Here is a 26,389-nt window from a genome sequence, read left to right on the forward strand (position 1 = left end):
TCTGGCCGGCATAGACGACGGCGGTCCCAAGGACCTGTTGCTTCCTGACCTTCCTTGGTCACCATTCGCACCAAATGCAACTGATTGGGGTTGTTTTGAGGCCCGCAAAGCTTCAAAGATGGTCGGGAGCCCACGCCGCCTCCCCTCAGGGGTAGCGTTTCAGTGGAGTGGTCCACCCATGAAAGGAACATCATGACTACCTGGCTCATCACTGGCTGCTCCACCGGACTCGGCCGCGCGCTGGCCCAAGCCGTACTCGCACGGGGCGATAACGCCGTCGTCACCGCCCGCGACGTCTCCAAGCTGCAGGAGTTGACCGCTGAATTTCCGACGACGGCCCTGGCCGTAGCGCTCGATGTCACCGAGCAGTCGGAGGTGGAGGCCGCCGTGAAGCAGGCCGAGGACCGGTTTGGCGCGGTAGACGTCCTGGTCAACAATGCAGGTTACGGTTACCGCGCAGCCATTGAAGAAGGCGACGACGGCGACGTCCGGGCGCTATTCGACACCAACGTTTTTGGTCCGGTCGCCATGATCAAAGCTGTCCTGCCAGGCATGCGCTCCCGCCGATCGGGTGCGATCGTGAATATTTCCTCCATCGGCGCCCGGATCTGCCCGCCCGGTTCCGGCTATTACTCAGCGTCGAAGGCTGCACTGGAGGGCCTGTCCGGCTCGTTGCAGAAGGAACTGAAGCCTCTGGGGATCTCGGTGACAGTGGTGGAGCCCGGTGCGTTCCGGACCGACTTTGCGGGGCGTTCGCTCACCCAGTCGGCGCAGGCAATTGAGGACTACGCCGAGACGGCCGGTAAGCGTCGCAAGGAAAATGACACCGTTCATGGCACCCAGCCCGGCGACCCGGACAAAGCAGCAGAGGTGATCATCGCCGCCGTCGAAGCAGCTGAGACGCCCGCCTTCCTGCTGCTGGGCGCCGATGCCGTTTACGCATACGGTGCGGTAGAGGAAGCCCAGCGCGCCGAGGTGGATCGTTGGCGCGAGCAGAGCATCAACACGGGTTACACGGAGTAACGTCCAACGTGTAATCGGTCACACTTGGCCGGATCAGCTTGTCAATCGCGGTAGGCAGCATGAACCATGAATGAGGGAATTCGTTCCCATACAAGCTGAATCAGCAATCCTCACCGACGAGGATGCGGCCCCTGCGAAGAAGCTTGGGGCTGTTAACGGCCTGAGTGAAAGTACTGACAATGACGACACATACTGACTCCATCACGCTGAAAATCTGGGACAAGTCGGCAATCGACCACACCATCGACGCCGCCATCCGGGATCTTTCCCCCCGCGCCGCTGCAGAAAACTGCGGCATTGCAGTAACGCTCAGCGGACCGAAAACCTTCACCGTTAGCCTGAGCCGCTAAGCAGCTCAAACTCACCACAAGAGGACGACGCCGGGACCTCCCGGCGTCGTCCTCTTGCGTTTTCTGAACACCCTGCCCGGTGACCAAGCTCCAGTCTCCGGACGACGCCGGAAATGTCCGTCGACACGGCGACCAGCGGTAAGCCTCCGAAGGGAACCACGGAAATGGCAACTGCGGGATTCTGGTCCATGCCGGACTGGTGTGGTCCAGTTTCCGGCAGATGTAGGCCGTCGAACCGGCCAAGGCAGCAGTCCATTCCGCGCTCGATAAAGCTGGTTTTCGGTCCAGCAGCGGCCGGCCAACCACGAGCGACGCAGTGACGTACTCCGACAACTGTTTGAGCGAGAATTCGTAGTCCTCTTTTCGAAGCAGCTCCGCAAAACTGCCGGCATAGTCACGCGTTGAGGGGTTCAGGTTCTTGTCAGCCTGAACATGCAGGCACGACGGCTGTTCACTTGACTGGGCTACCACAACCCTCCCTTTGCTACTGCAGTAGTGCACGCTCGACGCCAGGGGTGACGCGCCATCACGAAACTCCTGATCAAACCTTGAGACTTCCTTGATGCTTTGCGGGCAGGTTTCTTGCGTTTGCGTTGGAACTCTAAGTGAAACACCACTTCAAGGTTCGAACGGAGGGATCCCAGCATGCATCGGGGCGTCAATTCAGAGACAACTCCTGCACCGCGAGGATCCCACCGTGCCCCTGGTGGTGTGGTCACGGTCCTGGTCCCGGCACACAACGAATCCGCTGGGATTACCGAAACCCTTATCTCGCTGAACAACCAGACCCGCCGCCCTGACCGCGTGATCGTGGTGGCCGATAACTGCACTGACGATACTGAAGAACTCGCCTTGGCCCAAGGTGTCGAAGTCTTCCACACGGTCGGCAACAAGGATAAGAAGGCCGGTGCCCTGAACTTCGCCCTGGGGCAGTTTCTTCCCGGGGCGGATCCCGAAGACCTGGTTCTGGTGCAGGACGCCGATTCGCAGCTCGCCCCGGACTTCATCGAGAATGCCACCAACAACCTCCTCAAGGACGAACTGCTGGGCGCCGTGGGCGGAGTGTTCAGCGGTGGCCCCGGAGGCGGATTCGTAGGACACCTGCAGCGAAATGAATACGCCCGCTACGCCAGGGATGTAAAGCGCCTCCACGGCAGATGCCTGGTAGTCACCGGGACTGCGGCGCTATTCCGCATTAAAACCCTTGGGGACGTCGTCGCAGCGCGGTTGAACGGTACGCTTCCTCCCGGAAACGGCGAGGGCGGCGTCTACGATACCTCCGTGCTGACCGAAGACAACGAATTGTCCTTCGCACTCCTCACCCTCGGATACCGCATAGCTTCACCGTCAAACTGCACGCTGGTCACCGAAGTCATGCCGACGTGGCGGGAACTATGGTCGCAGCGGCTCCGCTGGAAGCGCGGAGCCGTGGAGAACTGCGTGCAGTACGGGTGGACCAAAGTGACCAGGGCCTACTGGGGACGGCAGTTCCTCTCCATGCTCGGCGTCCTGGTGACCCTGGCATATCTCGGATCCATCGTCTTTGCCCTGACCACTGGAATGGGATTGAATCTCCACCCATTCTGGCTCGCCGTCACCTGCATCTTCGTCCTGGAACGCATAGTAACCCTGCGTTTCCGGGGCTGGAGGTACATGTTGCTTGCCGCAACCATGTACGAAACCGTCATCGACGTTTTCCTCCAGGCAGTCCATGCCAAGGCCTACCTGGACGCCGCACTCAACAGAAAGAAAGTTTGGTAAACGACTCATGTACAACAACCCAGCAGGATCCGCAGGCGCAGCAATTGCAGGAGGAGCCGGTTCCGGCACTCTTGCCATGACCGGCGCCGGGGACCTCTTCTGGTTCGCACTGGCCGCTTTCGCCATGCTGGCCCTTGGCCTGGCCATCAAGAGGATCGTCCCGGTCCGCGCGCAGAGAAACTAGCTCGTAAAGAGAAACCAGCAAGCCCAGCAAACCCGCAGTTGTGTCGGATCACGCCCCCAGCGCGACACAACCGCGGGTTTGTTGTTTTACCCCGGCCGTTGCTTAACTTAGGAGCCCTAACTCACGAGTGCCGTATTGGCGGAATACTTGGATACCGAGGTGTATCCGGCCTTCGTTCCTGTGACCCGCACCCGCATGGTGTCTCCTTGGTCGGCCCCAACAAGAACGTAGGTCTTGGCTGTTGCCCCTGTGATCGCTACACCGGAGCGGTACCACTGGTACGCCAGTGTGGTTCCCGAGGTCCACGTTCCCGGGTTGGCCGTCAGTGTGGAGCCAACGGTGAGCGTTCCTGTGACGGTGGGAGTGGGTGCCAGCAGCGTACCGGCCACCACGGTAGCCGTTGGCGCCGATTCCTTGGTGGTAGTTGCGTAGCCGGCCTTCGTGCCTGTAACCCGGACGGTCAACGTGCCACCTTGATCCGCGGCTGCAAGGACACGGGTGGGCGCTGTTGCACCAGCGATGGCCGTACCGTTCTTGTACCACTGATACGTCAACGCAGTTCCGGTGGTCCACGCACCTGGATTGGCAGTCAACGTTGACCCAACTGCCGCCGTTCCGGAGATAGTGGGTGTTGGGGCCGTCAACGGGATCCCTGGAACAAACGAGAAATCACGAATGGTCACGGATTCAGGTGCCACATGGGCAGCGTCACCGCCACCACCTCCGGTAACCCACAGGTTGAAGTGGATCTGTTCGTTGGCCGGAAGTGGAACTGTAGAGCCTTGCAGGACCGTCCGCTTCAACAGCGTTCCTCCGTAGCCTTCGCCGGCAAACGTCTCGAAGGTGAGCTTGCCTGGTTCCCAGACCATCCTGTGGGTGAGGATCGGGGCATTGGTGACATCGAACGTGACCGTGTTGTTGCCCTGCCCAGGGGGCAGTGTGGCATCAAACCAATAGCCATGGCCTTGGGTGACAGGCCAGCTCTGACCATAGGCAGCTCCGCCTCCCCAAGCGGACGCCTCACAGAGGTCGATCTCCGTGTAACCAGGTTCGGCCGCGGGGTCATAGGTGAAGAGGCAACCCCAGACCACCTCCTTCTGGAGCGCGCTCACGTCCTTTTCCACAGTGGTGCTGTACGTTCCGTAGCCGAACCCCTCCCGTGTGGACTGGAACTCCGCGCCCTTGGGAGCCGAGCCGGTTGGGTTGGTGATGGACAGTTTGACGTATCCGTTGGCGTCCGGGTTGCTCACGTTGTTGGCGTCCCAACTCGCGTTGTACATCGGGGCCCCACCCCAGAAACGCTTCTGCCAGTTCAAACCCTTCCAGGCGAAGCTGCCCACAGGGCCAGGGTCCTCAGCCATGGGGGTTGTATCGGCCGCGTGTGATGGGCCTGTTCCAGTGAGCATTGATAAGCCCACCGCCAGCACAACGGCCAAACCTGCTGCTTTTATTCGCCCATGCGGAATGAGCCCTACTGACCATGCCATAGCCGTGTCCTCCATTGATGCGCCCAGACTCGTCGCCGGCAAAAACCGGCGACCGCAAAGACGTTCCACCCCCACGAGGAACGTGCAGTTCCTCGATTATCAAGTAGGCGTGGGTCCTTAGGAAGGGAATTGAAGAACCAAAATGGGCGATATGCCATCAATTGGATAACGGCAGGGTGCCCGGGAGTAATCTTGGCTTTGTCCGTTCATTTCGCGTTCAAATCATCACGTCGGGAGGCCACATCACGATTCGCAGCGCTGGAATCCTGCTTTACCGGCAAGGTTCCTCTGGAGAGTTGGAACTTTGGATTGCCCACATGGGTGGACCTTTTTGGGCACATAAGGACGAACACGCGTGGTCAATTCCCAAGGGTGAATTCCTTGAGGACGAAGACCCGCTGGTTGCTGCCCGCCGCGAATTCACCGAGGAAATTGGAACTCCACCGCCACCATGCGACTACGAGCCACTGGGGGTTTTCAAACAGCCCTCCGGCAAACTCATCACTGCCTTCGCAGCAGAAGCGGATTCCTTCCAGCCCGATGAGATCGTCAGCAACACCTTTCCCATGGAATGGCCCAAGGGTTCCGGCTCCATCAAGGAATTTCCGGAGATAGACGACGCCCGTTGGTTTGAACAAGCCACAGCCCGGAGCAAGCTCGTCAAAGGGCAACTGCCCATTGTGGACGCTTTGGTCCGGCACCTTGGCGGGAAAGCCCTTTAGAGCCAGCCAGCAGGAGCTACTCCCCCTTTTTGGTGATGAATTGCCGGATCCAGTCAATGGTCTCCGGGTGGTCCAGGTGTAGGCCATGTCCCGCCCCGGGAACCCTTACAAGCACCGAACGGCGGATGTGCTCGCGCAGGAGCGCAGCGTTGGGTAATGGCGTAAGCGCATCCTCGGTGCCGTGAATTATCAGAGTCGGGGCTTTGATATCACCCAGCCGGCTCCATGCATCGTGCTCACGACTGGCCTTGAAATGACGTGCCTTGGCCCATGCTGAAGCGTGGGAGGAGAAGAAGGTGTGAACGGCCTCCGGATTGTTGCGCGCCCAGTCCTCAGCGAAGAAGAGCGGTATCAGGCGGCTCATATCCCCGCTGACCAGTGCCTGCATGGCAACCTTGTCGGGGTCAGTGCCCTCGCCTGGCCACCTTCCTCCACTCGTGGCGGCCAAGACCAGCGTCCGGACTTTCTCCGGGTAGTCGATGGCCAACCACTGCGCTACCCGTCCGCCCATGGAGTGACCGTACACGTGTGCTAAATCAACGCCTGCAGCTTTGAGGACCTCGGCTGCATCTGCGGCCATCAGCCTCGTGGTGTAACGGCCGGCGTCACCCTTGCTGCTGCGGCCTATGCCCCGGTGATCGAAGCGGATGACGCGGTAAGAGCGGGACAGGAGCTCCGCCGTCGGGCCCCAACCGTCCATGGCGGTCGCTTGGCCGGCAATCAACAGCATTGGTTCGCCGTCGCCTTCGGACGTCCAGGCGAGTTCAGCGCCATCAGGGGCCACGGCAAAGTTCACCGTGCCACTGTATCTTCAGGGGCGGCGCCGGCGCTGTGGCGTACGGCATAGGGCGCTGCCGTTCCGAGCGCCGAGGCATTAGCGTTGAATGATGACTGCTGAATTCAGGTACGACGTCGAGGTGCTGCATCTCTTGGTATCGCCGGCGCACGCCTATTTTGGCCGCGCCCGAGAAGGCGCCGCGGATGTTCCGACGACGGACGCCGAACAGGCCGAGTTGGTGGCCGGCAAGGGCATCGTGGGTGACAGGTTCTTCGGCAAAGCCGCGCACATGGATGCGGCTGTGACCTTGTTCGCGGTGGAGGCACTCGAATCGATTGCCTCCGAGCTGGACGCCGGGCCTTTGGATCCGTTGATGACCCGGCGAAACGTGGTGCTTCGAGGGGCCGAACTGGCTCCCTTGCTGGGGCATGAATTCACTCTGGAATCCGGAGGCGATTCCGTGCGGCTGAAGGCAGGGAGGCCAGCACACCCTTGCGCTTGGATGGACCAGATGCTGGCACCGGGGGCACACAAGGCGATGCGCGGCAGGGGTGGGGTTCGCTGTCAGGTGATCTCCGGAGGATTACTCCACAGAGGTCCGGCTGTGTTGGTGAGTCCTGTGCCGTTGGACCCTTCCCGGGCAGGAGAGGCAACGGTGCTCCGGCCCTCCCGGCTGCCCTAATTTCCACGGCTTCCCAAAACCGAAGGCTCACACCTCTTCAGCCGCCGGCGCCGCAAACTGCGCCTCATAGAGCCGTGAGTACGCCCCGCCCGCAGCAAGCAGCTCAGCGTGGGTCCCCTGTTCCACGATCTGCCCGGATTCCATCACCAGGATGAGATCGGCGTCGCGGATGGTGGAGAGCCGATGCGCGATGACAAAGCTTGTCCGGTCCGAGCGCAGTGCGTTCATGGCTTTCTGCACCAGAACCTCGGTACGGGTATCCACCGAGCTGGTGGCTTCATCGAGGATCAGCACAGATGGACGGGACAAGAAGGCGCGGGCGATGGTGAGCAGCTGCTTCTCGCCAGCGGAGACGTTGCCGCCTTCGTCGTCGAGCACTGTGTCATAGCCCTCGGGAAGGGAACGGACGAACCGGTCCACGTAGGTGGCCTGGGCAGCTTCCAGAATCTCGGGTTCGGACGCTGTGGGCCGTCCATAGGCGATGTTGTCGCGGATAGTCCCGCCGAAGAGCCACGTATCCTGCAGGACCATGCCCATCCGCGAGCGCAGTTCCTGCCGTGACATGGAGGCGATGTCCACGCCGTCGAGCGTTATGCGCCCTGCGTCCAGTTCGTAGAAGCGCATCATGAGGTTCACCAGGGTGGTCTTGCCGGCACCGGTTGGTCCAACGATGGCAATGCTTTGGCCGGGCTCGGCCACCAGGCTGAGGTCCGTGATGAGTGGCTTGTCGGGCAGGTAGCGGAAGGACACATTCTCGAACACGAGCCGCCCACGCGACGGACCGGACTGCGGAATGGGAGCAGGTTCCGGGGATTCTTCTTCCTCGTCCAGCAGGTCGAACACCCGCTCGGCCGAGGCAACGCCGGACTGCAGCATGTTGGCCATGGATCCCAATTGCGCCAAGGGCATGGTGAACTGCCGCGAGTATTGGATGAAGGCCTGCACGTCACCCAACTGCATCGCACCAGAGGCCACTTGCAGACCGCCCACCACGGCAATACCCACGTACACCAGGTTTCCGATGAACGTCATGGCCGGCATGATCAGGCCACTCACGAATTGCGCTCCGAAACTTGCCTGGTACAGCTCGCCGTTCTTGGCCCGGAATTTCTCCTGGACTTCGTTTTGCCGGCCGAAGACCTTCACCAGTGCGTGACCGGTGTACGTTTCCTCAATCTGCCCGTTGAGCTCGCCGGTGTTTTTCCATTGTGCGACGAACAGTTTCTGTGAACGTTTGGCAATCACCACCGTGGTCCCCAAGGTGAGCGGGATGGTCACCAACGCGATGACGGCCAGCAGCGGCGAGAGCAGGAACATCATCACCAGCACGCCCAGCACGGTCAGCAGTGAGGACACCACCTGGCTGATGGATTGCTGCAGGCTTTGGGAGATATTGTCGACGTCGTTCGTCACCCGGCTGAGCAGCTCACCACGCTGGATGGAGTCAAAATAGCGAAGCGGAAGCCGATGGATTTTCGCTTCGATCCGCTCGCGGAGCCGGTATACAGTCCGCTGGACGACGCCGTTGAGCACGTACGCCTGCATCCAACCGAACGCTGAGGCCAGGACATACAGCGCCAGCACCCAGAGCAGCACGGAGGACAGTGCACCGAAGTCGATTCCGACGCCGGGTGTCAGGTTCATGGCGCTCAGCATGTCGGCCTTGTTGTTCTCGCCGGAGGCGCGCAGGCCGGCGATGACTTGGGCTTTGGTAACCCCTGCGGGTAGCTGTTTGGACACGACGCCGGCAAAGATGAGGTTTGTTCCTTCGCCGAGCAGCCTGGGCCCAATCACGGACAAAGTAACGCTGACCACCGCGAAAACCAGGACAAGCGTCAGCCAGAACCGCTCAGGCCGCAAGGTGCCCAGTAGCCGCCGGGCCGAGGCACCAAAGTTGGAGGCTTTCTCCGCCGGAATGCTCATTCCAGCGAACGGACCGCCACGTCCGGGGCCCATGGGTGGCCGCTGTGGCCCGCGTTGACCAGCTGTTATGGCGCTCATGCCGCCTCCTCCGCCGCCAGCTGGGAGGACACGATTTCCCTGTACGTTTCGGAAATCTCCAACAGCTCATCATGCGTTCCCTGCCCAACGATCCTGCCGTCGTCGAGCACTAATATCTGGTCCGCGTCCGCGATGCTGGAGACGCGCTGGGCGATGATCACCAGCGTGGCGCCGTTGGTGTGATGCTTGAGGGCCTGCCGCAGGCGGGCGTCGGTAGCGGTATCCAGGGAGGAGAACGAATCGTCGAAAATGTAGAGCTCCGGTTGTTTCACCAATGCCCGGGCAATGGCCAGGCGTTGCCGTTGCCCGCCGGAAACGTTGGTGCCGCCCTGTGAGATGGGCGCATCCAGTCCACCTTCCATTTCTTCAACGAAGTCCCGAGCCTGCGCCACTGAAAGGGCCTGCCACAGTTCGTCGTCGTTGGCGTCGGGTTTGCCGTATTGAAGGTTGCTGCGGACGGTGCCTGAGAAGAGATATGGCCGTTGTGGCACCAAGCCGATGTGCCCCCACAGCAGGTCCGGATGCAGATCGCGGATGTCCACGCCGTCCATCCGGACCGCTCCCGCAGTGGCGTCGAACAGCCGCGGCATCAGGTTCACCAACGTGGTCTTCCCTGCGCCCGTGCTGCCAATGATTGCTGTGGTCTGGCCGGCCAATGCTGTGAAGCTGACGCCGCTGAGTACGGGCTGCTCGGCGCCCGGGTAGGCGAAACCGACGTCGCGCATTTCCAGTTCGCCGCGGCGGATACCGCCGGTAACAGGATTCGACGGCGGCTGGACACTTGAGGCGGTCTCCAGCACCTGCCCGATCCTGTCCGCGGAAACGGACGCGCGCGGGATCATCACGGCCATAAACGTGGCCATCATGACGGACATGAGGATCTGCATGAGGTAGCTGAGGAAAGCAATCAGCGTGCCTACCTGCATGGAACCGTCCTCAATCCGGAACGAGCCGAACCAGATGACCGCCACGCTGGAAATGTTCATCACCAACATGACCACAGGGAACATGAGCGCCATCAAACGGCCGGCCCGGAGCGCGACGTCCGTGACGTCGTCGTTCGCCTTGCCAAACCGGGAGGTCTCCATGTCCTCACGCACGAACGCCCGGACTACGCGGATGCCAGTGAGTTGCTCGCGCAGGACACGGTTGACGGCGTCGATCCGGACCTGCATTTTGCGGAACAGCGGCACCATCCGGGTCACGATCAACCCGACCGCCACAAGCAGTACCGGAACACATACCGCGATCAGCCAGGACAGCTGGGCGTCCTGCCGCACGGCCATGATCACGCCGCCAATACTGAGCATGGGCGCCGCAACCATGAGCGTGCAGGACATGAGGACGAGTTGCTGCACCTGCTGGACGTCGTTGGTGGACCGTGTGATCAAGGATGGAGCCCCGAACTTGGTGACCTCCTGCTCGGAGAACTCCCCCACCCTTGCAAAGACGGCGTCCCGTAGGTCACGGCCCATTCCCATGGCTGCCTTCGCGCCGAAGTACACGGCCACTACGGCACACGCGATCTGCAACAGCGTGATCAGCAGCATGAGGCCACCCATGCGCAGGATGTAATCAGTATCGCCGGTAGCGACGCCGTTATCGATGATGTCGGCGTTGAGCGTAGGCAGGTAAAGGGACGCGATGGATTGCGCCAATTGAAAAACGACGACGGCAATCAGCAACCGCTGGTGCGGTTTCAGGAACCGAACGAGAACCTTCCAAAGCATGGGGACTCCGAACCAACGTAGTGAACCGAAGGCTAGTTTACGTCTGGTTGCTGTGGGCAACTAGAGGGAATCTCAGCCCACTGCTTTCCTGTTCAAACCCTGCAGGGCAGCCTGCGTTCCGGTACCGCTTTTGGGTAGGTAAGTGAAAAGACGGAGGGCAGGAAACTGCGGGACACCCAGCACCATGGGAGCGAAGCTGAGGCGGCCCACCGCTGGGTGGTCGTACACAACATCCACGTGGTACGAATCGCCAACCACTTGCCGCTGCCATAATTCCCGGAAGGCTTCCGAGACCTGGCATAGGCCGCGTGCCATGGCATCGAAACGGTGATCGTCCGGGAAGTTGGCTGATTGCGCACGGAACTGCGCCACCATGGAGCGGGCCATCATCTCCTTGTGCACGTGGGGCCGGGCGAGCTCCGGATCCGTGAAAAAGCGTTGAAGGCAGCTTTCACCCACACGGGTATCGAAGGTTTCTGCAGCCGCGGAATTCATGGCCACCACCGTCCAGAAAGGGTCAGCAATGTAACTGGGATTCGCCATGGCATCCACCAACTGCTGCAGCAGAGCGAGCTGGGCGTCGTCTACGTCGAAATTGTGACCGGTGGCCTGTCCCAAAGCCGGACCGCCGGCCGCGCTGTCCTTGTTGCCGGATAGGCCCGAGCGGCGCCCGGACGCAAGCCGCCGGACATAGGTTCGGTCCTCAGGGCTAAGCCGCAGTGCGTTCGAAATGGCATCGAGGATTTCCTCCGAGGCGCCAATGGCCCGCCCCTGCTCCAGCCACGTGTACCAGGAGACACCAACATTCGCCAGGACGGCCACCTCTTCGCGCCTGAGTCCGGGAGTCCGGCGTCGTGGGCTGACTGGTAACCCGACATCCTGCGGACGGGTCTGCTCGCGGCGCGTGCGGAAGAACTCGCCAAGGCGGGCGTGGTTTGAGCGGGCTTGGTGGGAAATAGGCTGGTCGGTTGGCAATGGGGTCTCCAGTAAAAGACGAGCGTCCGGCCACCCGCTGGGCAGCTACGGCACAGCGGATGGCCGGACGAACCGGTGAGCAGGATCCAAACGGATGTTTCCTTGTTACTGCAGGACCCGCTGTTACTGCAGGACCCTCTCCCGTTCGGAGCGCACATCCAACTGTGCGTATTCCTCGGCTGCAAGGCGGGTGGCGTCCTGGGGACTCATGCGCGCCTCAAGGTTGAACAGGGAAGCAATCCGGACAAGACGCTCCTCCACAGAACCGGACACAACATGGAAGGGGATGCCCAACTCGTCCATGGTGTGCTGCAGGATCTCATCGGACATGTTCCGGAACTGATCGTTGACCGGGCGGTGTCCATCAGCAGAGAGCGGAAGCTCGTTCTTCAGGTGCACGAACACATCGAAGGAGTTCTTGACGTGCCTCTTGAAGCTGTTGCCCAGGCTGGTCATCACCTCTTCGAAGAATGCGAGTTCCGGAGTCTTCTTCACGCTCTCCCCCGCCGCGAGGTGTGCTGAGGCACTGGGGTTCAGCCCGAGGGAAACCCGCACGGACCCGTAGATCCATTCCTGCAGCGATGAACCGTCGGAGATGAAACCGGCCGAGAGCTTGTCCTCGTACACGGCACGCTCCACATGACGGGTCACGATCATCTGGATGAGCTCCGCTGCAGTGCATTCCTCGAGGGTCTTGCCAGGGGCGGCCTCGGGCAGGATTTCCCGCATGGTCCTGGCCTTGGTGCGGGGCAACCCCGTGTAGTGGGACAAGGCCATGGACGTAAACGTCTTGCCCGAGGAATAGGTACCCGAAATGCCGATGCGCACAGGGAGCTCCTAGTCGTTGACGAGCTGGAGGGTACCCGCGGCGCTGAGCTTGCCGGCGAACTCGATTGCGGCGTCGCTCAGGTCCGCTTCTGCAACCTTGCGGGTGCCATCGACGTCGCCGTTCAGGACGGTGGGAGCGAAACGGACGTGGGTTGCGTCCTCGATGCCCACAAAGTTCAGCCAGTCAGCGAAGAAGGTGCTGCTGAAGTCGGAGCCGAAAGCGGCCGGAACACCCGGGGCGTAGACACCGCTGGTGTGGATCGCAAGGGCCTGCTTGCCTTCCATGAGGCCGCGGTAGCCCTGCTCCGGGTCGAAGCCGAAGCTCCAGCCGGGCTGGGTGATGATGTCGATCCACTGCTTCAGCACGTAGGGGACTCCCGAGTTCCACATGGGGATGTTGAAGACATACGCGTCGGCTGCAGCGAACTGATCGAACACAGCGCGGGCGGATTCCCAAGCGGCAACCTGCTCCGGTGTCTGGTCCTGTCCGGTGAAGACAGCCATCTTGGCGGCAGCCGCGATCCGACCGAAAACAGGCAACGCACCGTCGTCGAACAAGTTCAGGGTCTCCAGCTCAAAGCTCTCCGGACCGGCAGCCTGGACGGAGTCGATGAAGTGCCGGGCCAACCGCAGGGAGTCGCTGTTGGCGTAGCGCGGAGAGGCGTTGATGTGGAGGATGGTAGGCATTGGCTTCCTTTCGAGGCTTTGCTGCGGGGACGTTTTGTGCCCCGAATTCGATCCTCACGGACATCGCATCAGCGCGTAAGAACGCACTTTTTTGTGCCTAGGGCACCTCAAAGTGCCCTCCCCTGGAAGGCTTCCATGTGCCGGAGCGGTCCCTAGGATTCTTCCTGTGGAAGAATCCGGAATCCCCTTGCAGGCCGCCTACACCGACATCGACGGCACCGTCACCGCCTACAACACCATCTTTGAGTTCCTCCGCTTCGACGCCGGCAAGTCCCGCAAAGCCGAGGCGGAGGACTTCCTTGAGGGCCTGCGGGCGGCAGCCAGGAACGGCGTGCCAAGATCCGTGACGAACGCCCGGTACTTCAGCTGGTGGCGGGGCCGCAGCGTGAGCGAAGTCCAGGAACTCGGCGAGCGCTGGGCAGATTTCCAAGCCGCGTCACCGGACGGCTGGTCCTTCCTGGAACCCGTGGCCTCCCTCCTGGACAAACACACCGCGGAGGGACGGCGCATTGTGGCCGTCACGGCGTCGTTCGAGCCCGCTTTGGTACGTGTTCGACGGCGGTGGCCCCACCTTGAACTGCTGTGCACGTTCCCTGCTGCTGCGAATGGCATCTATACCGGCGACATCGAGGAAGCTCTGGTGGCCGACGCCAAGGCCCGGGCCGTGGCAGCGCACGCCGCCGAGTTCTCGGTGGACCTGTCAGGCAGCTTCGCCTACGGGGACCACAGCTCGGATCTTCCTTTCATGGCATTGGCCGGAGAATCGCTGCTGGTCACCCCGGCGGCAGTTTAGGGTTGAGTCGCCGTTCCCCACCTGTAACAACCCCCAAGTAAACTGTGGCGAGCAGTCCATTTGATGAGGAAAGTATTGGGGAAATGACTCTCACGGCTGAACAGAAACGCATGAACGCCCAGAAGCACTACAACGCTTCCCTGGATCTTTGCCCGGCACGCCAACTGCTCGAGGCCATCAGCAGCAAGTGGGTCACCTTGGTGATGCTGGCACTGGAGGACGGGCAGCAGCGGCACAGCGACCTCCGCAAACGGATACCCGGCGCAAGCCAGAAAATGTTGACGTCCACGCTCCGCTCGCTTGAACGGGACGGGCTGGTCCTAAGGCATGTGACCGTCTCCGTCCCCGTGCGAACTGACTACGAGCTCACTCCGCGCGGACACTCGCTCCTGCGGATCATCTTCGAGATGAAGGAGTGGGCCGAGGAACACATGGATGACGTCGCCGCGTCCCGCATGGAACACGACCGTCACCGACTCGCTTTCAACTAGCCCCAGGGACGCCGGCATGCACCTGTTTTGCCTGCACCACGCCGGCGGAACCACAGCCAGTTTTGCGGGCTGGCGTTTCGACGGCGTGCACGTCACCAAGCTCGCATACCGCGGCAGGAATTTCCGTTCCGTTGGCGGTGCCGCAGCCGCTATGGCCGAACGAATCGCAAGCTCGCAGTCCGGGCAGGTGGCGCTCTATGGCCACAGCCTGGGCGCCGTGCTCGCCTTCGAGGCCGCCCTTCGGCTTCAGGAAACCGGGCGGGTGGTGCACGTGTTCCTCGCAGCCGCGCGGCCGCCGTCGGGGATGTACGACGCCGGTGCTGCCGCGGCAGCCGCTTCCAGCGCCCGGTCCGGGACGGCACAGTCCGTGGCAGCCCTGTCCGGGACTTCGCTGTCCGTGGCCGCCTTGTCCGAGCACGTGCTCAGCACGACCGCCCTGTCCGAGCGGGCCCGGGAAGTACTGCTTGAGGATCTGGCATTGTTGGAGAGCTACCCCGGCAGGCTGCCCGCCCGCCAGTTGGAGGTGCCGGCCACAGTCCTCTACAGCTCTGATGATCCTGTGGTTACGGCTTCAGAGTCACTGCGCTGGGCGGACTGGTGCGCGCAGAAGCCACGATTGATCGATGTCGCGGGCGGGGGCCATCTGTTCCATGTCGGCAACCCGAAGGTCCAGGCGATCGTAGCAGCCACCCTGTCCGCCGAGGCGACTCACGACGCGCATGCCCCGTTGTGACACGCAAACTGGTTGTGACACGCAAACTGTTCGGCGCCACGGAAAAAGCCTGGCGACGCGCGGATATGGGCGTCGCCAGGCTTTTTCCGTGGCCCTGAAACGAGAAGGACCTAAGCTCCCGCGCTCACGAGTTCGCGGTCAAGAGCGGTCTTGCCGGCGGCGAAGATTGCGGCCATTTCCGCAACGCGCCGCCCCAAGTGCCCCGCAGTAGCGATGTCTGCGGGGTGTACGCCTTCCACACCGACGTCCGAGAATGTCTGGGCGGCGGCACCGTTGAAGTAGCCAAAGCGGTTGAGATCGTTTTCGCTGCCTTTGGTGCTCTTCCATCCCGGGAGCAGGCCCAGGTTGATCCAGTTCATGCCGTGCTGGGCTGCGAAAGTGGAGAAGTAGTCCAGGGTGGAATTCTTGTCACCGGCCTTGCAGGCGGCATTGGTAAAGCCGGCACCCAGCTTGTTGTGCCATTTCTGCACGGCCCAGCGGCCTGCGGTCTTCTCGGCGAACGCATGGAAGGCCGCAGGCGCAGTGCCCATGTAGGTGGGGGCGCCGAAAATGATGGCATCCGCTTGGTCGATGAAATCCCAGGATTCCTGGGTGAGCTCATCCACGCGCAGGAGAGCCGTTGTGGCTCCGGTGGCGGCGGCAGCGGAAACCACTGCGTCTGCCAGGACCTTGGTGTGGCCCGAACCTGAATAATAAACAACTGCAATCGCCGGAGTGGCCATGGGTGTCCTTACTGTTTGTACTGTCTGGTCCTGTTGTACTGCGTGGTCTTCTTGTGATGGTGTGACTAGATGGCGGGCTGCAGGGCCAGCTTTTCCGTGACCATCGTGGCTGCGGCGCGGGCGCTGCCTGCCTCGGTAAGCTCGAATTCATCCACGCGAACACCGAATTTGTTGCTAAGGATCACGGCGGCTTCAACAAGTGACAGTGAATCGATGTCAAGGTCAGCGAACGAGTCGTCCGGTCCCATGTGGCCGAGCTCGTCCATGGTGGACCCGATCGCCCCTACGACGTCCATAGCTGTAATTTCCATTTGCTTCCCCCTTTTACAGGTGGCCCGGGTTAGCCGGCGCCACAGTGGTCCTGCACGGCACCCCGGCCTGCAGGAATCGGTGTCCGGCCCTAGTGCGGGTCGACAACCGAGATCGATGGCCAGGTCATGGCAACGGCTCCCCAGGTGGTTCCTCCGCCAAAGGCAGTCAGGACCACCTTGTCCCCGGGGCTCCTGTGGCCTTTGGTTCCGGCGTCGGTCATGGCCAACGGGATGGATGCGGCTGAGGTATTGCCCACCCTGTCCAGGTGGACCTCGGCCCTGGATCCTGGGATGCCGGTCACGGAAGCAACGGTGTTCAGGATCCGGAGGTTCGCCTGGTGTGCAATCAAGGAATCCACGTCGTCGGCAGCCCAGCCAGCGCTGGCGAGCACTGTTTCCACGGAACCGGACATCGCCGCGACTGCCTGCGTGAACACCTCCTTGCCCTGCATCTCAAAAAATGAACCAGGACCTTCCGGCACGTGGATGAGCGTTTCGCCCTCGCCATCGGAGTGCAGCGTTGACGCCTTGATGGCCCCTGGTTCGTCTGCTGTTCCGGCCGACAGGTAAGCCGCGCCCGCTCCGTCCCCGAAAATCACCGAAGTGGTCCGGTCCGCCGGATCGAGCAGACGGGTAAAGGTGTCCGCGCCGATTACCAGTGCCGAGTCCACGGATCCCGAGCGGATGGCCCACGTGGCGGTAGTCAGTGCATAGACAAATCCGGAGCAAACCGCGGACACATCGAATGCAGGAATGCCCTTCAGCCCCAGGTTCGCTGCCACCTTGGGTGCCGTGGCCGGGCAGACCTTGTCCGGCGTCGAGGTCGCCACAATCAAGAGCCCAGCAGAATCGACGCCGGCACTGGCCAAGGCGCGCCGCCCGGCCGTGGTTGCCAGGACGCTGGTGCTTTCCGTTTCGTCAGAGTGGCGGCGTTCGGCGATGCCTGTCCTGCGCCTGATCCATTCGTCCGAGGTGTCCATGACAGCAGACAGGTGCTCGTTGGTGACCACCTTTCTGGGCAAGGCGCCGCCCAATCCCCGGACAACGGCGGATGCGGCACTCATTTCTTATCCCCCACGGAAGCGCTTGCGGCCACAACATGGGACGGCAGCTGGTGGGCAACGCTGCAAACTACTTCGCCGCCGTCGAACGTTCCCACGACGTCAGCGCAGCGCCACCAACCACCGTCCTTTTGGATCAACCGGCTCTTCTGCAGCGACACTGCAAGGCCGGTCCCCTGCCCGCCCCCATTCTTCGGGCAGGAGCCGTTGAGTGTGACGCGGGTTTTGCGCATCCATAATGTGTTGCTGTCCGCGCGGTTCATGGAATCGAGCCGGTACAGGAGAACCTGTCCCAGCTGCAGCGAGGCAACAAAGTACTCGACGGCGGATAGCGCCTGTGGGTAGGCGGCCTCCAGCCCGCGGCGGTCATCCAAGCGTCGGGACAGTGAGGGCTGCTGGCGGAATGAGAGCTGCGCGCGGGCCATTCCCTCGCCGGCGTCTCCTTCACTCGGATCCAGGACGACGTCCAGCAGCGAAACCTGCCGTTCTGCCCACAGCCCACCGTAGAGTCGCGTGCTGGCGTCACCCACCAAAGCTTCCTCAGACGGGGATTGGACTGATGCGAGCCCGCGTTCGGCGTGCTCATGGGCTACTTCCAGTACAGCGGTCATGGACGCAACAGAGCAGCGAAGGACCGAAGCGTGTCCCAGGTCCTGCAGCGTCGCCCGGCATTCGAGATCGCCCAGCGTACCTTCCACAGGTTCACTGCCACCCGAGATGGTCACCGACGCCAGATAGGCAGCAGGCAACAGTTCGGGAGAATACCGGCTGGCCAGCAAAGCCTCTGCCATCCTGGCAGCCAAAACGAGGACGTCCGTGGTGCCAAGGTGCGGTGTTTGCTCGGAGTTCCCCTTGATGGACCAGATACCTTCAACGCCAAGGGCGGCGCGGGCCGTGAGCGTGGATTCGGAGACGGTATGGTTCACGCGGAGTTCCCGCAGCCTGGGGTTGGTGGTCTTGTAGCCGTGGCTGAAGAACCGACGGCGACCGTCGCCCAGGAGTTCGTCGATGGAGGCGTAACTCCGGGTGCTGGAGCGTAGGGCAGGTGGCATGGGTATTCCTAGGATCGTCATCGGCGGTGATCCTAGAATCCATCGCGCAGGCGCCAGCAACCAGTGTCCGTGGATGGTGGTGGTGGGAACACCACCCTCTGCGCTGACGGCCGCGTCTCTGGGCGACTGGACAGTAGGCTGGAGCTGTTCCACCCAGAACCGCTACGAAGGGACTTGAGTTTTGGCTTACATCACTGTCGGAAACGAAAACAGCACCGAGATTGAGCTCTATTACGAGGACCACGGGACGGGCCAGCCAGTAGTCCTTATCCATGGGTATCCGCTGGACGGTTCATCGTGGGAGAAGCAAACTGCTGCCCTCCTGGATGCCGGCTACCGCGTCATTACCTACGACCGCCGTGGCTTCGGCAAATCCAGCAAGCCTACAGTGGGCTTTGACTACGACACCTTCGCCGCAGATCTCAAGACGCTTCTGGAAACCCTGGACCTCAACGATGCCGTGCTGGTGGGCTTCTCCATGGGCACCGGCGAGGTTGCACGCTACATCAGCACTTACGGTTCCGCCCGCGTGGCGAAGGCCGTCTTCCTTGGTTCCTTGGAGCCTTTCATGCTGAAGACCGACGACAACCCGGACGGCGTCCCGCAGGATGTCTTCGATGGGCTGTATGAGGCTGCCACGGCAGACCGCTACGCCTTCTTTACCGATTTCTTCAAGAACTTCTACAACAGCGACACCTTCCTGGGGACAGAACGCCTCAGCCAGGAATCCGTGGACGCCAGCTGGAACCTTGCAAGCCAAGCGGGCGCCTTCGCGTCCGTGGCCGCACAGCCCACATGGCTGACGGACTTCCGCGCGGACATCCCCAAGATCGATGTTCCCGCTTTGATCGTTCACGGCACCGCGGACAACATCCTCCCCATCGACGTCACGGGGCGGCGCTTCAAGAATGCACTGCCCAGCGCCGAGTACCAGGAGATCGAGGGCGCACCCCACGGTCTGTTGTGGACGCACGCGGCCGAGATCAATGAAGCGTTGCTGACGTTCCTCAAGAAGTAGTACCTCCTACTTTTTGAGCCGGAGCTTCCGGGCTTTCTTGCCGCTGCGCAGATACTCCTGTTGCGCGGCGTCGGCCTTTGCGCGTTCGGCGGCATGAAGCAGGCCGTACGTGAAGGCACTGTTACCGGCACCGGACGCAGACCCCAGCTTCAAAAGCTCGGCGCGGGCCATGGCGCTGTCCTGATGTTCACCCAAAATGGTCTGGACATCATGGACAGCGTCAGCGAGCTTTGCGGCGCGCTTCCCGTGGACACTTTCAGCGGTGGCCGCGGCGAAGCGCAGCTTCTTGGCAGTCTTGCGGACATTGTGAAACGCCGTGTCACGTGAAGGCCCGACGGCGGCACCCACCGCGGCGTCGTGGCGTTTGGTGAGGCGTTTGGAAGCTTTGTTGACGAGTTTCGCTGTGGTCTTGCGTGCGGGCCCGGTTCCTTGCGGCGCAATTCCAGGAGAGTCCAGGAAGGCTTCGAGCCCATCCAGAAGCCGGAAATAGCGGGGGCTGTTGAGCCGGGTCCTGATTGCTGCCATCGCCGTGTCCGCCCGAACCTTCATCCGCTCATCCAGCTCAGCGTGAAGCGGACCCAAAACCAGCTTCATTGGCAGTTCGTCCACATCCTTTCGGAGCCGCTCATGAAGGACCTCTACATCCCGGTAGCGTCCAAGAGTCGTGGCCAACGATTTCAGTTCGAGCTCAAGTTCCTGGACCGGGGAACCCTTGAAAAGCTTGCGGTAACTGTGGAGCACCGAGCGGATCCGCCGGGTCAGTGACCGCATCTTATGGACGGAATCGTCGCGGTTCATTCGCACATGCGCGTCCTGCAGGAGCAACTTGGCCACCTGGGCGTCGAGGTAGTTCAGTACGGGTACCACTGCCGGACCCTTGCGGCTGGGGACCTCGCGGCCGGTCCCCTTTGCACGCGGCCAGGAACCTCCCAGAGCTGTTGCCAATTTGGAGGTGCGCTCGCTGGGGCTCGCCCCTGCCTGTGTGAGCTGGGCTGCGACGGCGTCCAGGATGTCATCGCCCTTGTCCGCGTGCCCGCTACCGTTGAGTTCCACTTCCCATTCGCGCCACTGCTGTTCACTGGAATCCGCCACCGAAACAAGGGCCCGCACGTGGTCATCCACGAACTCCGCCACACGCCCGCCGTCGTCCTGGTAGAGCGGGTAGCTGGTGCGTTCGGTGTTGAGTGTGGCGACTGCAATGACCGCGTGTCCGCGCGTGTAGGCAAGGATCCGATCCATCAGTTCCACCGGCACGGTATCGGCCTGGCCCAGGGGCGCGTGGATTTCGGTGCGACGTCCTGGGCTGTGGGGAAGCTTGAGGTGCCATCCGGCGTCGGGACCACCTGTCCGCCGTCGCAGAGTTATTCCGCGGGCGGCAAGCGCGAGATCGCTGGTGTCAAAATAGACCGCTTCGAGGCTATGGGTGACTGGCTCGCCCACGCGGGCAACGCCGTCGATCTTTTCAAGCGTGGGAAGCGGCGTGGAAGGATCGACGTCGAACTTCCGTTCTGCCTCTACGTTGCTGGACGTTGCCATCACTTCTCCTTACTGGAGCTTATTCTTCGTGGCACCCGGGGAGGCCGGCCCGTTCGCTGGCCGACCTCCGGGGGTAAGAGGCTTACACGAAAACCTTTAAACCAATGCTCCTCCGCCTTCGTCAACATCGCCACCGGATACGGTGCCACGCCAGGCGCCGGTCTCATGTCCCTGGGCCTCGATGAACTTCTTGAACTTGTCCAGGTCTGCGCCCACGCGCAAACTGTCGGCTCCGACTGCCGAGCCGGCCTTTTCGGCGAGGGTGTCCGGCTCCCAGTCGATCTCTACATTGACGCGGGTGTGCACGGCGTCCAACGGTTCAAAGGTCACTGTTCCTGCATTGCGCGGGCCGTCCACGCTCGCCCAGCTGACCAGGGAATCAGGCACCTGCTCGATGATCTGGGCGTTGTATTCGCGCTTCACGCCGCCCACGTTCGTCGCGAAGTGGAGGGCCGTATCATCGATCTGCTGCACGGACTCCACCCCGTTCATAAACTCGGGAAAAGTCTCGAACTGCGTCCACTGGTTGTAGGCAACGGACACGGGGACATCTACTTCAATTGATTTATTGACGGTAGCCAAAGGTATCGCTCCTTCAATGTTCTCGTCTTGTAGTGCGTTTATATGTACTGCGATTTATATGTCCTGCGCTTTAATGTGCCGGACTCTTTTGAGTCCGGTAATGCCGGCGGCGCGCCAGCCGGCTGGCTGCATAACCGTCTGGCGCGCCTGTCTTATGGGCGCGCCCGGGTTACGGCCTAACCTGCGTCGAAATCCTCTTCGTCGTCGTCCTTGGGTGACTCGTCCCGGGGCAGATCAGTGCCGCTGCCATCGGCCAGGGAGTCAGCAGGCTGGTTCAGATTCTGCTCGGCCTGGGACTGTTCGTCGATACCGCCAAAGCGGCCTGCCCCGGGTTCGCCTGCGCTGTCCGAGTCCTCGGGATCCAGGTGGCTGAGATTGGGTGCGCCGGTTGCATATGTTTCGCCATCAGGGCTGTCCTCGCTCAGACCGGCTTCGCTGAGGTCCTCTTCCACGCGGGGCTGCGCCTGCGATCCGCCCGCTTCCTGCTCTGCGGTGGGGGTGCCGTAGCCCCCCGCTTCCTCTTCAGGCGTGGCGTTCTGCTTGTCCATGTGACCTGTCCTTTCCATGCGGTGGAACGTGTTAATGGAACACTTCGAACCTATAAGGACGGTTGGCGACGTGTCCATGCTTTGAAGAAATTAGTCAGCAAACTTAGCAATTTCATGCTTGAGGCACTATCGTGGCAGCCCCGATTCATAGGCCACGTAGTCCGGACGAAGCACCACCTCCTGTGAACCCATCATCGCGATGTCCTCCCACAGCACCAGGAACGATCCCCGATGCCACCAACGCAACAACTGCGCCACCGGCCATGGCTGCGTCATCCCTTGCCTCTCATACCCCAGGAAAGACGACGCCGTCCGCGGACTCACAATGATGCCCACCAAGCGGGCTTGGCTCAGGAGCTGGGTTGGTGCCGAGTCCAGGGCGAAGCGGGCATCCGAAACCTCCCCCAGCCGTTCACCCTTGCTATCCACAACGTCACTACCGAGCAGGTCAGTCAGGATCATGGCTACCTCCCGGGATCCGGCCGATGACGTGGTTCCGAAGCCACCGCTCCACCCACGATGCTTCGAGCGAGTCCGAGCGCACACCTACAGTGATAACGGTGTCCACGCCCGATACGACGTCCCAAGGAATACGGATCAACCTGTTCGACGGCGGCCTGCCGCCGAAGATCCGCGTGCCCAGTACCGGACCTGTCAGCAAGGCCGTTATGCTCGGCGGTGCAGCACCTTCCGGGATGGGCTCATCAGGCGCGGGACCACTCAACTCGAGGTCGTCGACGGTGGTGACGGGCACGCCGTCGACGTCCAACACCTGCCGATCCAACAAGTGGAGCTGGGCGTCCAGGACCAAGCCTGCCGGGCGTGGCGCAGGCCTGATCTCACTTGGCTCGATCTTCCTGCGCTTTTCAGCACTCATGCGCCTGCTCCGGTAACAATCATGAGTGGAATGGCAGCCAAGGATGCGGCCAGGATGATCACCAAATACACCAGCCCGGCAATATTCACGGCCCTGTTATTGACGTGCTCGCCCATATATTGGGGATCGTTCGCGACAATCAGGATTGGCAGATAGGTGAGGGGCAGAGCGATCGCGGAGAACACCACCGAATACTCGGTCACAAGGATGGGATCCACACCAGTGGCGAGGACAGCGGCACCCGCCAGAAGGACCACGATCATGGACATGTGGAACCTGGCCGCCTGGGCCGGCCGCCGGAACTTTCCCCACGACCATCCAAAGAACTGCGCCAACGTGTAGCCGCTTGAAAGCGTCGTCTCCAGAGCTGCCCCGAATGTAGCGGCCACAACGCCCAGAATCAGCACGGCCAAGGCCAGCTGTCCTCCCGCCTGGGCAACGGGCAACGCCACTTGCGACAGCGTGGTGACGCTGATCCCCGCAGGCAGGAGGACGACGGCGGCGCAGGCGGCGATCGCCACGGAAAGGAACCCACCCAGTGGGAAACCGAGCAGAACGTTCATTCGGGCCTGCATCAGATCCTTGACCTTCCACCTTTCCTCCACAGCGCCCGAGGAGAAGAAGAACACCTCGTAGGGGGTCATGGCAGCTCCGAACAGTGCGATGGCAAAGTACCAATACACGCCGGGGCCTTCCTCCTGCGACACGGACGGCGCGAATGCCTGGCTGGCCAGGACACCCCAATCGGGCTTGAGCAGGAAAAGCGCCACGGCAAAAACGATCAAGGAAAGTCCCAGGAGCCCGGTGACGTTTTCCATGATCTTGAACTTCACCCGCCAAATCACAAGCCACACGGCCAGCAGCGCAACGGGGACCCAGAGCAAGTAAGCCACGCCGCTGGCCAACTGCAGGGCCAGGGCGATGCCGCCGATCTCGGCGGTGACCGTCATCAGGTTGATCAGGAAGGAAGCAGCGAGATTGGCTAGCCCGGCACGCGGCCCCATGCGCTCACGAATCACCTCGAAGGTTGCCCGGCCTGAGACGGCCGCCACCCGTCCTGACATATTGGCAAAGAGGCAGATTCCGACGACGCCGACCACCACTACCCACGCCAGAGAAAGCCCAAAGCGTGAACCTACTACGGCGTTGGTCACCAAATCCCCGATGTCAACAAAGCCCCCGATCGCCGTCAGGATGCCCAGTGCAACACCGAGGAGCCGCTTCACTGGATGCCGGCCTTGGTCATGAGGGCTTTGAGCTGATCGGTGGCATTGCGCAACTCACCCAGGACTTCGGGCAGGCCGTGTGCGCCTGATCCCGGTTGCCCCTGTTCAGGGCCGCCGCTCGGGGCAGTCAACGCATCACGGGCATGGAGCATCGCGCGCGAGATGGTGGCGAAGGAGGTCAGCATGTCATCCCGCAGCGACTTTTCCTCCTCGGTGGGAGCGGTGAAACCTTCAACTTCATCGGTAGCGGACTCGACCTCCCCCAACATGTCATCTGCCGCAGTGGACCCGGCAGCCGCCGTCGTGCTGTTTTTGATCCTGAGGTCTACAGCCAAGGTGGCAGCTTGGACGGCGGAGAAGACGTCTTTCGCCGGTCCCTTAAGCGCCTCGGGGGAAGGACGCTGTGAGCATGCGGTCAATGCTCCGGCGAGTACCGCCAGAGCCAGAAGAATCGTCGCCAGGCGCCTGCCGTACTGGCTCACGATGGCTGCGGAATCTGGCAACCGGCTTGTGGATCCATCCCTGTGTAATTAAGGGGCCCGGCCAGAATATTCAGGGCGATGGTCGCAAACTGCGAACACTGCGCGGGTGGGGCGTTGTAATAGCCGCGTTGGCCAGCCGCTATTGCTCCAATGACGAGCCACACAACTACGAACAGCCCAATAATTGAACCGATTCGCATTTCTTCCCCAATCAATAAAACGGAAACCCAGCTATTACTACTTACTGGGCGGCCAAGGGCGCGGTCGGGGCAGGGATTCCTGTCCTGCCCTCGACCGCAAAACCCATGTCAATCCGAAGGATTGGTTTCGGTAGTCAAACCGCGATCATCTGCGGTCCGCTCATCCTTTTCTTCTGCCGGCCCGGGTGGATTCGCTGATTCATTCCCCCCGGCATCGGCGGCATCTTCCGAACCTTCCCCGGATGCGTCGCCAACAGGTACCTGATCATTGGAGGCGTGTGCCCCAAGATCACGTGGGATCGGATGACCTGGTGTCGTGATCCCATCGTGCACCTGGCTGAAGCCGGCAACTTCGGTTGGATCAGTTGTCATACGCGTGACCGGCCCCGGCCGAGAACCCAGCCGATGAGCGCCAGGACCAGCAGGATAATTCCTACCCACAGCAGGAAACTCAGGGCTTGGTTAAAACCGCCAACAAGCAGCAGCACGATCGCAATGACGCCGGCAATCACCAATAGTGTGTTCATCTAAGCTACGCATCCCTTCAAACAAATTTGTCCAGTTAGGAAGGCGTCCGCTGGGACTCCAATTGGAGCTCCACCCCAAAGCAACGGGCACCGAACGGAGAAATGATCTCCTTATTCCGTACTTACCCCAAATGACAACAGTTCAAACAGAACCGCTGCCCTCCGAAGCACGTGCACAGCATCATGATAGGCGCGCATTCTGTTCCGGCGAAGTATTTCGACAGGAAACTTAGTACCTCTTCGCCGAAAAGGCTCCGAGTGCCTGGCTGATCTCCCGCGCAGTACCCGCAGCGGCCTCTCCGTATTCCTCATACTTGGCAGGCACGATCCTGCTCGACGGCCCGGAGATGGAGATTGATCCTGCCGCCACACCCCCCGGCCCCAACAAAGGAACCCCGATTGAGGTAATTCCCGTACTGAGGCCCTGTTCATTGATGGAGTATCCGCGGGCGCGGGTTTCCCCGATCATGGCCCGTAGTTGCGCCGGGTCAACGACGGTTTGCGGCGTGAGGGCTTCAAGGGGTGTGGCCAGATAGTCATCCACGATGGCGTCGTCAGCAGCGGACAAATAGGCAATCCCGGTGGAAGACGCGTGCATCGGCAGTCGGGACCCCAGGGGTAGGAAAGCCCTGAGGACATGGGGCGTGTCGAGGCGTTCGATGATGAGCATGTACCCGCGGTCCGGGACCGCGAGGTGGACAGTCTCCGTGGTGTCCAGCTGCAATGCGTTCAGGGGGCCCATGGCGGCGTCGCGGATGACCGAGCCGCTGCTTCCCCGGCTGGCCACGGCAAAAGCATGGTTGGTCAGGACCCACTTTCCCGCCTGCGCTTCAGACTGCGCCACCCATCCCAATTCCGCCAGGGTCCTTAGCATGCGAAGGACCGTAGCCTTGGGGACGTCCACCTCACGGCTCAGCTCCGATAGGCCCGCCGGCTGGTTGTCCGACACGGCTTCAAGAACCCGGATGGCCGTGACCACACTCTGCGTACTCATTCACACTCCCCCTTGACCGCTCGCTTTC

At 61.7% G+C, this 26,389-nt stretch carries 30 protein-coding genes; 10 read left to right on the forward strand and 20 right to left on the reverse strand.

What is annotated here, in order from left to right:
- The first annotated feature begins 192 nt into the window (after positions 1-192).
- The 4 genes from AC1DD7_RS03505 to AC1DD7_RS03520 all read left to right on the forward strand — a co-directional run bounded on the left by AC1DD7_RS03505 (position 193) and on the right by AC1DD7_RS03520 (position 3,318).
- Positions 193-1,023: an oxidoreductase gene (locus AC1DD7_RS03505; protein WP_477513820.1), complete on the forward strand. Its 831-nt coding sequence runs from the start codon at positions 193-195 to the stop codon at positions 1,021-1,023.
- 179 nt (positions 1,024-1,202) lie between these two features.
- Positions 1,203-1,373: a hypothetical protein gene (locus AC1DD7_RS03510; RefSeq protein WP_216926503.1), complete on the forward strand. Its 171-nt coding sequence runs from the start codon at positions 1,203-1,205 to the stop codon at positions 1,371-1,373.
- Between the two features lie 645 nt (positions 1,374-2,018).
- Complete coding sequence (locus AC1DD7_RS03515; protein WP_477513821.1) at positions 2,019-3,134, forward strand: glycosyltransferase family 2 protein; 1,116 nt, start codon at positions 2,019-2,021, stop codon at positions 3,132-3,134.
- A 7-nt stretch (positions 3,135-3,141) separates the two neighbouring features.
- On the forward strand, positions 3,142-3,318 hold the full coding sequence (locus AC1DD7_RS03520) for a hypothetical protein (RefSeq protein WP_431116652.1): 177 nt from the start codon (positions 3,142-3,144) through the stop codon (positions 3,316-3,318).
- 116 nt (positions 3,319-3,434) lie between these two features.
- Here AC1DD7_RS03520 and AC1DD7_RS03525 read toward each other — a convergent pair whose 3' ends face one another.
- Positions 3,435-4,805, reverse strand: coding sequence for a hypothetical protein (locus AC1DD7_RS03525; RefSeq protein WP_477513822.1), 1,371 nt, complete (start codon positions 4,803-4,805; stop codon positions 3,435-3,437).
- Between the two features lie 242 nt (positions 4,806-5,047).
- Here AC1DD7_RS03525 and AC1DD7_RS03530 point away from each other — a divergent pair, with 242 nt between their 5' ends.
- Entirely contained in the window at positions 5,048-5,527 is a 480-nt protein-coding gene (locus tag AC1DD7_RS03530) for an NUDIX hydrolase (protein ID WP_477514076.1), read from the forward strand.
- A gap of 16 nt (positions 5,528-5,543) precedes the next feature.
- Here AC1DD7_RS03530 and AC1DD7_RS03535 read toward each other — a convergent pair whose 3' ends face one another.
- Positions 5,544-6,323, reverse strand: coding sequence for an alpha/beta fold hydrolase (locus AC1DD7_RS03535; RefSeq protein ID WP_477513823.1), 780 nt, complete (start codon positions 6,321-6,323; stop codon positions 5,544-5,546).
- A 91-nt stretch (positions 6,324-6,414) separates the two neighbouring features.
- Here AC1DD7_RS03535 and AC1DD7_RS03540 point away from each other — a divergent pair, with 91 nt between their 5' ends.
- Entirely contained in the window at positions 6,415-6,987 is a 573-nt protein-coding gene (locus AC1DD7_RS03540) for an MOSC domain-containing protein (protein WP_477513824.1), read from the forward strand.
- Positions 6,988-7,014: 27 nt separating this feature from the next.
- Here AC1DD7_RS03540 and AC1DD7_RS03545 read toward each other — a convergent pair whose 3' ends face one another.
- The 5 genes from AC1DD7_RS03545 to AC1DD7_RS03565 all read right to left on the reverse strand — a co-directional run bounded on the left by AC1DD7_RS03545 (position 7,015) and on the right by AC1DD7_RS03565 (position 13,208).
- Positions 7,015-8,988 carry an ABC transporter ATP-binding protein gene (locus tag AC1DD7_RS03545; protein ID WP_477513825.1) on the reverse strand — a complete coding sequence of 658 codons (1,974 nt, stop codon included), beginning with the start codon at positions 8,986-8,988 and terminating at the stop codon, positions 7,015-7,017.
- Positions 8,985-10,718, reverse strand: a complete 1,734-nt coding sequence (locus AC1DD7_RS03550) for an ABC transporter ATP-binding protein (RefSeq protein ID WP_477513826.1) — start codon at positions 10,716-10,718, stop codon at positions 8,985-8,987. Before AC1DD7_RS03550 ends, AC1DD7_RS03545 begins: the two co-directional genes overlap by 4 nt.
- Before the next feature lie 72 nt (positions 10,719-10,790).
- The gene (locus AC1DD7_RS03555; RefSeq protein WP_477513827.1) at positions 10,791-11,693 is read right to left on the reverse strand and encodes a helix-turn-helix transcriptional regulator; all 903 of its coding nucleotides are present in this window, start codon (positions 11,691-11,693) and stop codon (positions 10,791-10,793) included.
- Between the two features lie 123 nt (positions 11,694-11,816).
- The gene (locus tag AC1DD7_RS03560) at positions 11,817-12,521 is read right to left on the reverse strand and encodes an AAA family ATPase (RefSeq protein WP_477513828.1); all 705 of its coding nucleotides are present in this window, start codon (positions 12,519-12,521) and stop codon (positions 11,817-11,819) included.
- Positions 12,522-12,530: 9 nt separating this feature from the next.
- Positions 12,531-13,208 carry an FMN-dependent NADH-azoreductase gene (locus tag AC1DD7_RS03565; protein ID WP_477513829.1) on the reverse strand — a complete coding sequence of 226 codons (678 nt, stop codon included), beginning with the start codon at positions 13,206-13,208 and terminating at the stop codon, positions 12,531-12,533.
- 166 nt (positions 13,209-13,374) lie between these two features.
- Between AC1DD7_RS03565 and AC1DD7_RS03570 the strand changes: the two genes are divergently transcribed.
- From AC1DD7_RS03570 to AC1DD7_RS03580, 3 genes are all read left to right on the forward strand, one after another.
- A complete protein-coding gene (locus AC1DD7_RS03570; protein WP_477513830.1) occupies positions 13,375-14,001 on the forward strand; it encodes an HAD-IB family hydrolase in 627 nt (208 codons plus the stop codon).
- Between the two features lie 83 nt (positions 14,002-14,084).
- On the forward strand, positions 14,085-14,492 hold the full coding sequence (locus AC1DD7_RS03575; RefSeq protein ID WP_431116661.1) for a winged helix-turn-helix transcriptional regulator: 408 nt from the start codon (positions 14,085-14,087) through the stop codon (positions 14,490-14,492).
- Positions 14,493-14,508: 16 nt separating this feature from the next.
- A complete protein-coding gene (locus AC1DD7_RS03580; protein ID WP_477513831.1) occupies positions 14,509-15,225 on the forward strand; it encodes a thioesterase II family protein in 717 nt (238 codons plus the stop codon).
- 110 nt (positions 15,226-15,335) lie between these two features.
- Here AC1DD7_RS03580 and AC1DD7_RS03585 read toward each other — a convergent pair whose 3' ends face one another.
- The 4 genes from AC1DD7_RS03585 to AC1DD7_RS03600 all read right to left on the reverse strand — a co-directional run bounded on the left by AC1DD7_RS03585 (position 15,336) and on the right by AC1DD7_RS03600 (position 18,371).
- Entirely contained in the window at positions 15,336-15,947 is a 612-nt protein-coding gene (locus AC1DD7_RS03585; protein ID WP_477513832.1) for a flavodoxin family protein, read from the reverse strand.
- Between the two features lie 65 nt (positions 15,948-16,012).
- Positions 16,013-16,258 (reverse strand): acyl carrier protein, encoded by a 246-nt coding sequence (locus AC1DD7_RS03590; protein WP_431116664.1) that lies wholly within the window; start codon positions 16,256-16,258, stop codon positions 16,013-16,015.
- Between the two features lie 89 nt (positions 16,259-16,347).
- Positions 16,348-17,322, reverse strand: a complete 975-nt coding sequence (locus AC1DD7_RS03595) for a beta-ketoacyl-ACP synthase III (protein WP_477513833.1) — start codon at positions 17,320-17,322, stop codon at positions 16,348-16,350.
- On the reverse strand, positions 17,319-18,371 hold the full coding sequence (locus AC1DD7_RS03600) for an AvrD family protein (protein ID WP_477513834.1): 1,053 nt from the start codon (positions 18,369-18,371) through the stop codon (positions 17,319-17,321). Before AC1DD7_RS03600 ends, AC1DD7_RS03595 begins: the two co-directional genes overlap by 4 nt.
- A 181-nt stretch (positions 18,372-18,552) precedes the next feature.
- Between AC1DD7_RS03600 and AC1DD7_RS03605 the strand changes: the two genes are divergently transcribed.
- Complete coding sequence (locus AC1DD7_RS03605; RefSeq protein WP_477513835.1) at positions 18,553-19,389, forward strand: alpha/beta fold hydrolase; 837 nt, start codon at positions 18,553-18,555, stop codon at positions 19,387-19,389.
- Positions 19,390-19,395: 6 nt separating this feature from the next.
- On the opposite strand, the gene AC1DD7_RS03610 is transcribed toward AC1DD7_RS03605, so the two are convergent.
- The 9 genes from AC1DD7_RS03610 to AC1DD7_RS03650 all read right to left on the reverse strand — a co-directional run bounded on the left by AC1DD7_RS03610 (position 19,396) and on the right by AC1DD7_RS03650 (position 26,361).
- Positions 19,396-20,925, reverse strand: coding sequence for a CYTH and CHAD domain-containing protein (locus tag AC1DD7_RS03610; RefSeq protein WP_477513836.1), 1,530 nt, complete (start codon positions 20,923-20,925; stop codon positions 19,396-19,398).
- Between the two features lie 96 nt (positions 20,926-21,021).
- Entirely contained in the window at positions 21,022-21,507 is a 486-nt protein-coding gene (locus tag AC1DD7_RS03615) for an SRPBCC family protein (RefSeq protein WP_477513837.1), read from the reverse strand.
- 176 nt (positions 21,508-21,683) lie between these two features.
- Positions 21,684-22,055, reverse strand: coding sequence for a hypothetical protein (locus AC1DD7_RS03620; protein WP_431116670.1), 372 nt, complete (start codon positions 22,053-22,055; stop codon positions 21,684-21,686).
- Positions 22,056-22,181: 126 nt separating this feature from the next.
- Positions 22,182-22,517: a PRC-barrel domain-containing protein gene (locus AC1DD7_RS03625; RefSeq protein WP_431116671.1), complete on the reverse strand. Its 336-nt coding sequence runs from the start codon at positions 22,515-22,517 to the stop codon at positions 22,182-22,184.
- On the reverse strand, positions 22,504-22,932 hold the full coding sequence (locus AC1DD7_RS03630) for a hypothetical protein (RefSeq protein WP_431116672.1): 429 nt from the start codon (positions 22,930-22,932) through the stop codon (positions 22,504-22,506). Before AC1DD7_RS03630 ends, AC1DD7_RS03625 begins: the two co-directional genes overlap by 14 nt.
- The gene (locus AC1DD7_RS03635) at positions 22,929-24,158 is read right to left on the reverse strand and encodes an Nramp family divalent metal transporter (protein WP_431116673.1); all 1,230 of its coding nucleotides are present in this window, start codon (positions 24,156-24,158) and stop codon (positions 22,929-22,931) included. The genes AC1DD7_RS03630 and AC1DD7_RS03635 overlap by 4 nt, the downstream gene beginning before the upstream one ends.
- Positions 24,155-24,661: a hypothetical protein gene (locus AC1DD7_RS03640; protein WP_477513838.1), complete on the reverse strand. Its 507-nt coding sequence runs from the start codon at positions 24,659-24,661 to the stop codon at positions 24,155-24,157. The genes AC1DD7_RS03635 and AC1DD7_RS03640 overlap by 4 nt, the downstream gene beginning before the upstream one ends.
- A gap of 547 nt (positions 24,662-25,208) precedes the next feature.
- The gene (locus AC1DD7_RS03645) at positions 25,209-25,367 is read right to left on the reverse strand and encodes a hypothetical protein (protein ID WP_216926527.1); all 159 of its coding nucleotides are present in this window, start codon (positions 25,365-25,367) and stop codon (positions 25,209-25,211) included.
- A 229-nt stretch (positions 25,368-25,596) separates the two neighbouring features.
- Entirely contained in the window at positions 25,597-26,361 is a 765-nt protein-coding gene (locus AC1DD7_RS03650) for an IclR family transcriptional regulator (protein ID WP_477513839.1), read from the reverse strand.
- Between the last annotated feature and the right edge of the window lie 28 nt (positions 26,362-26,389).

This window comes from Paenarthrobacter sp. 10L412 (genome assembly GCF_056395565.1).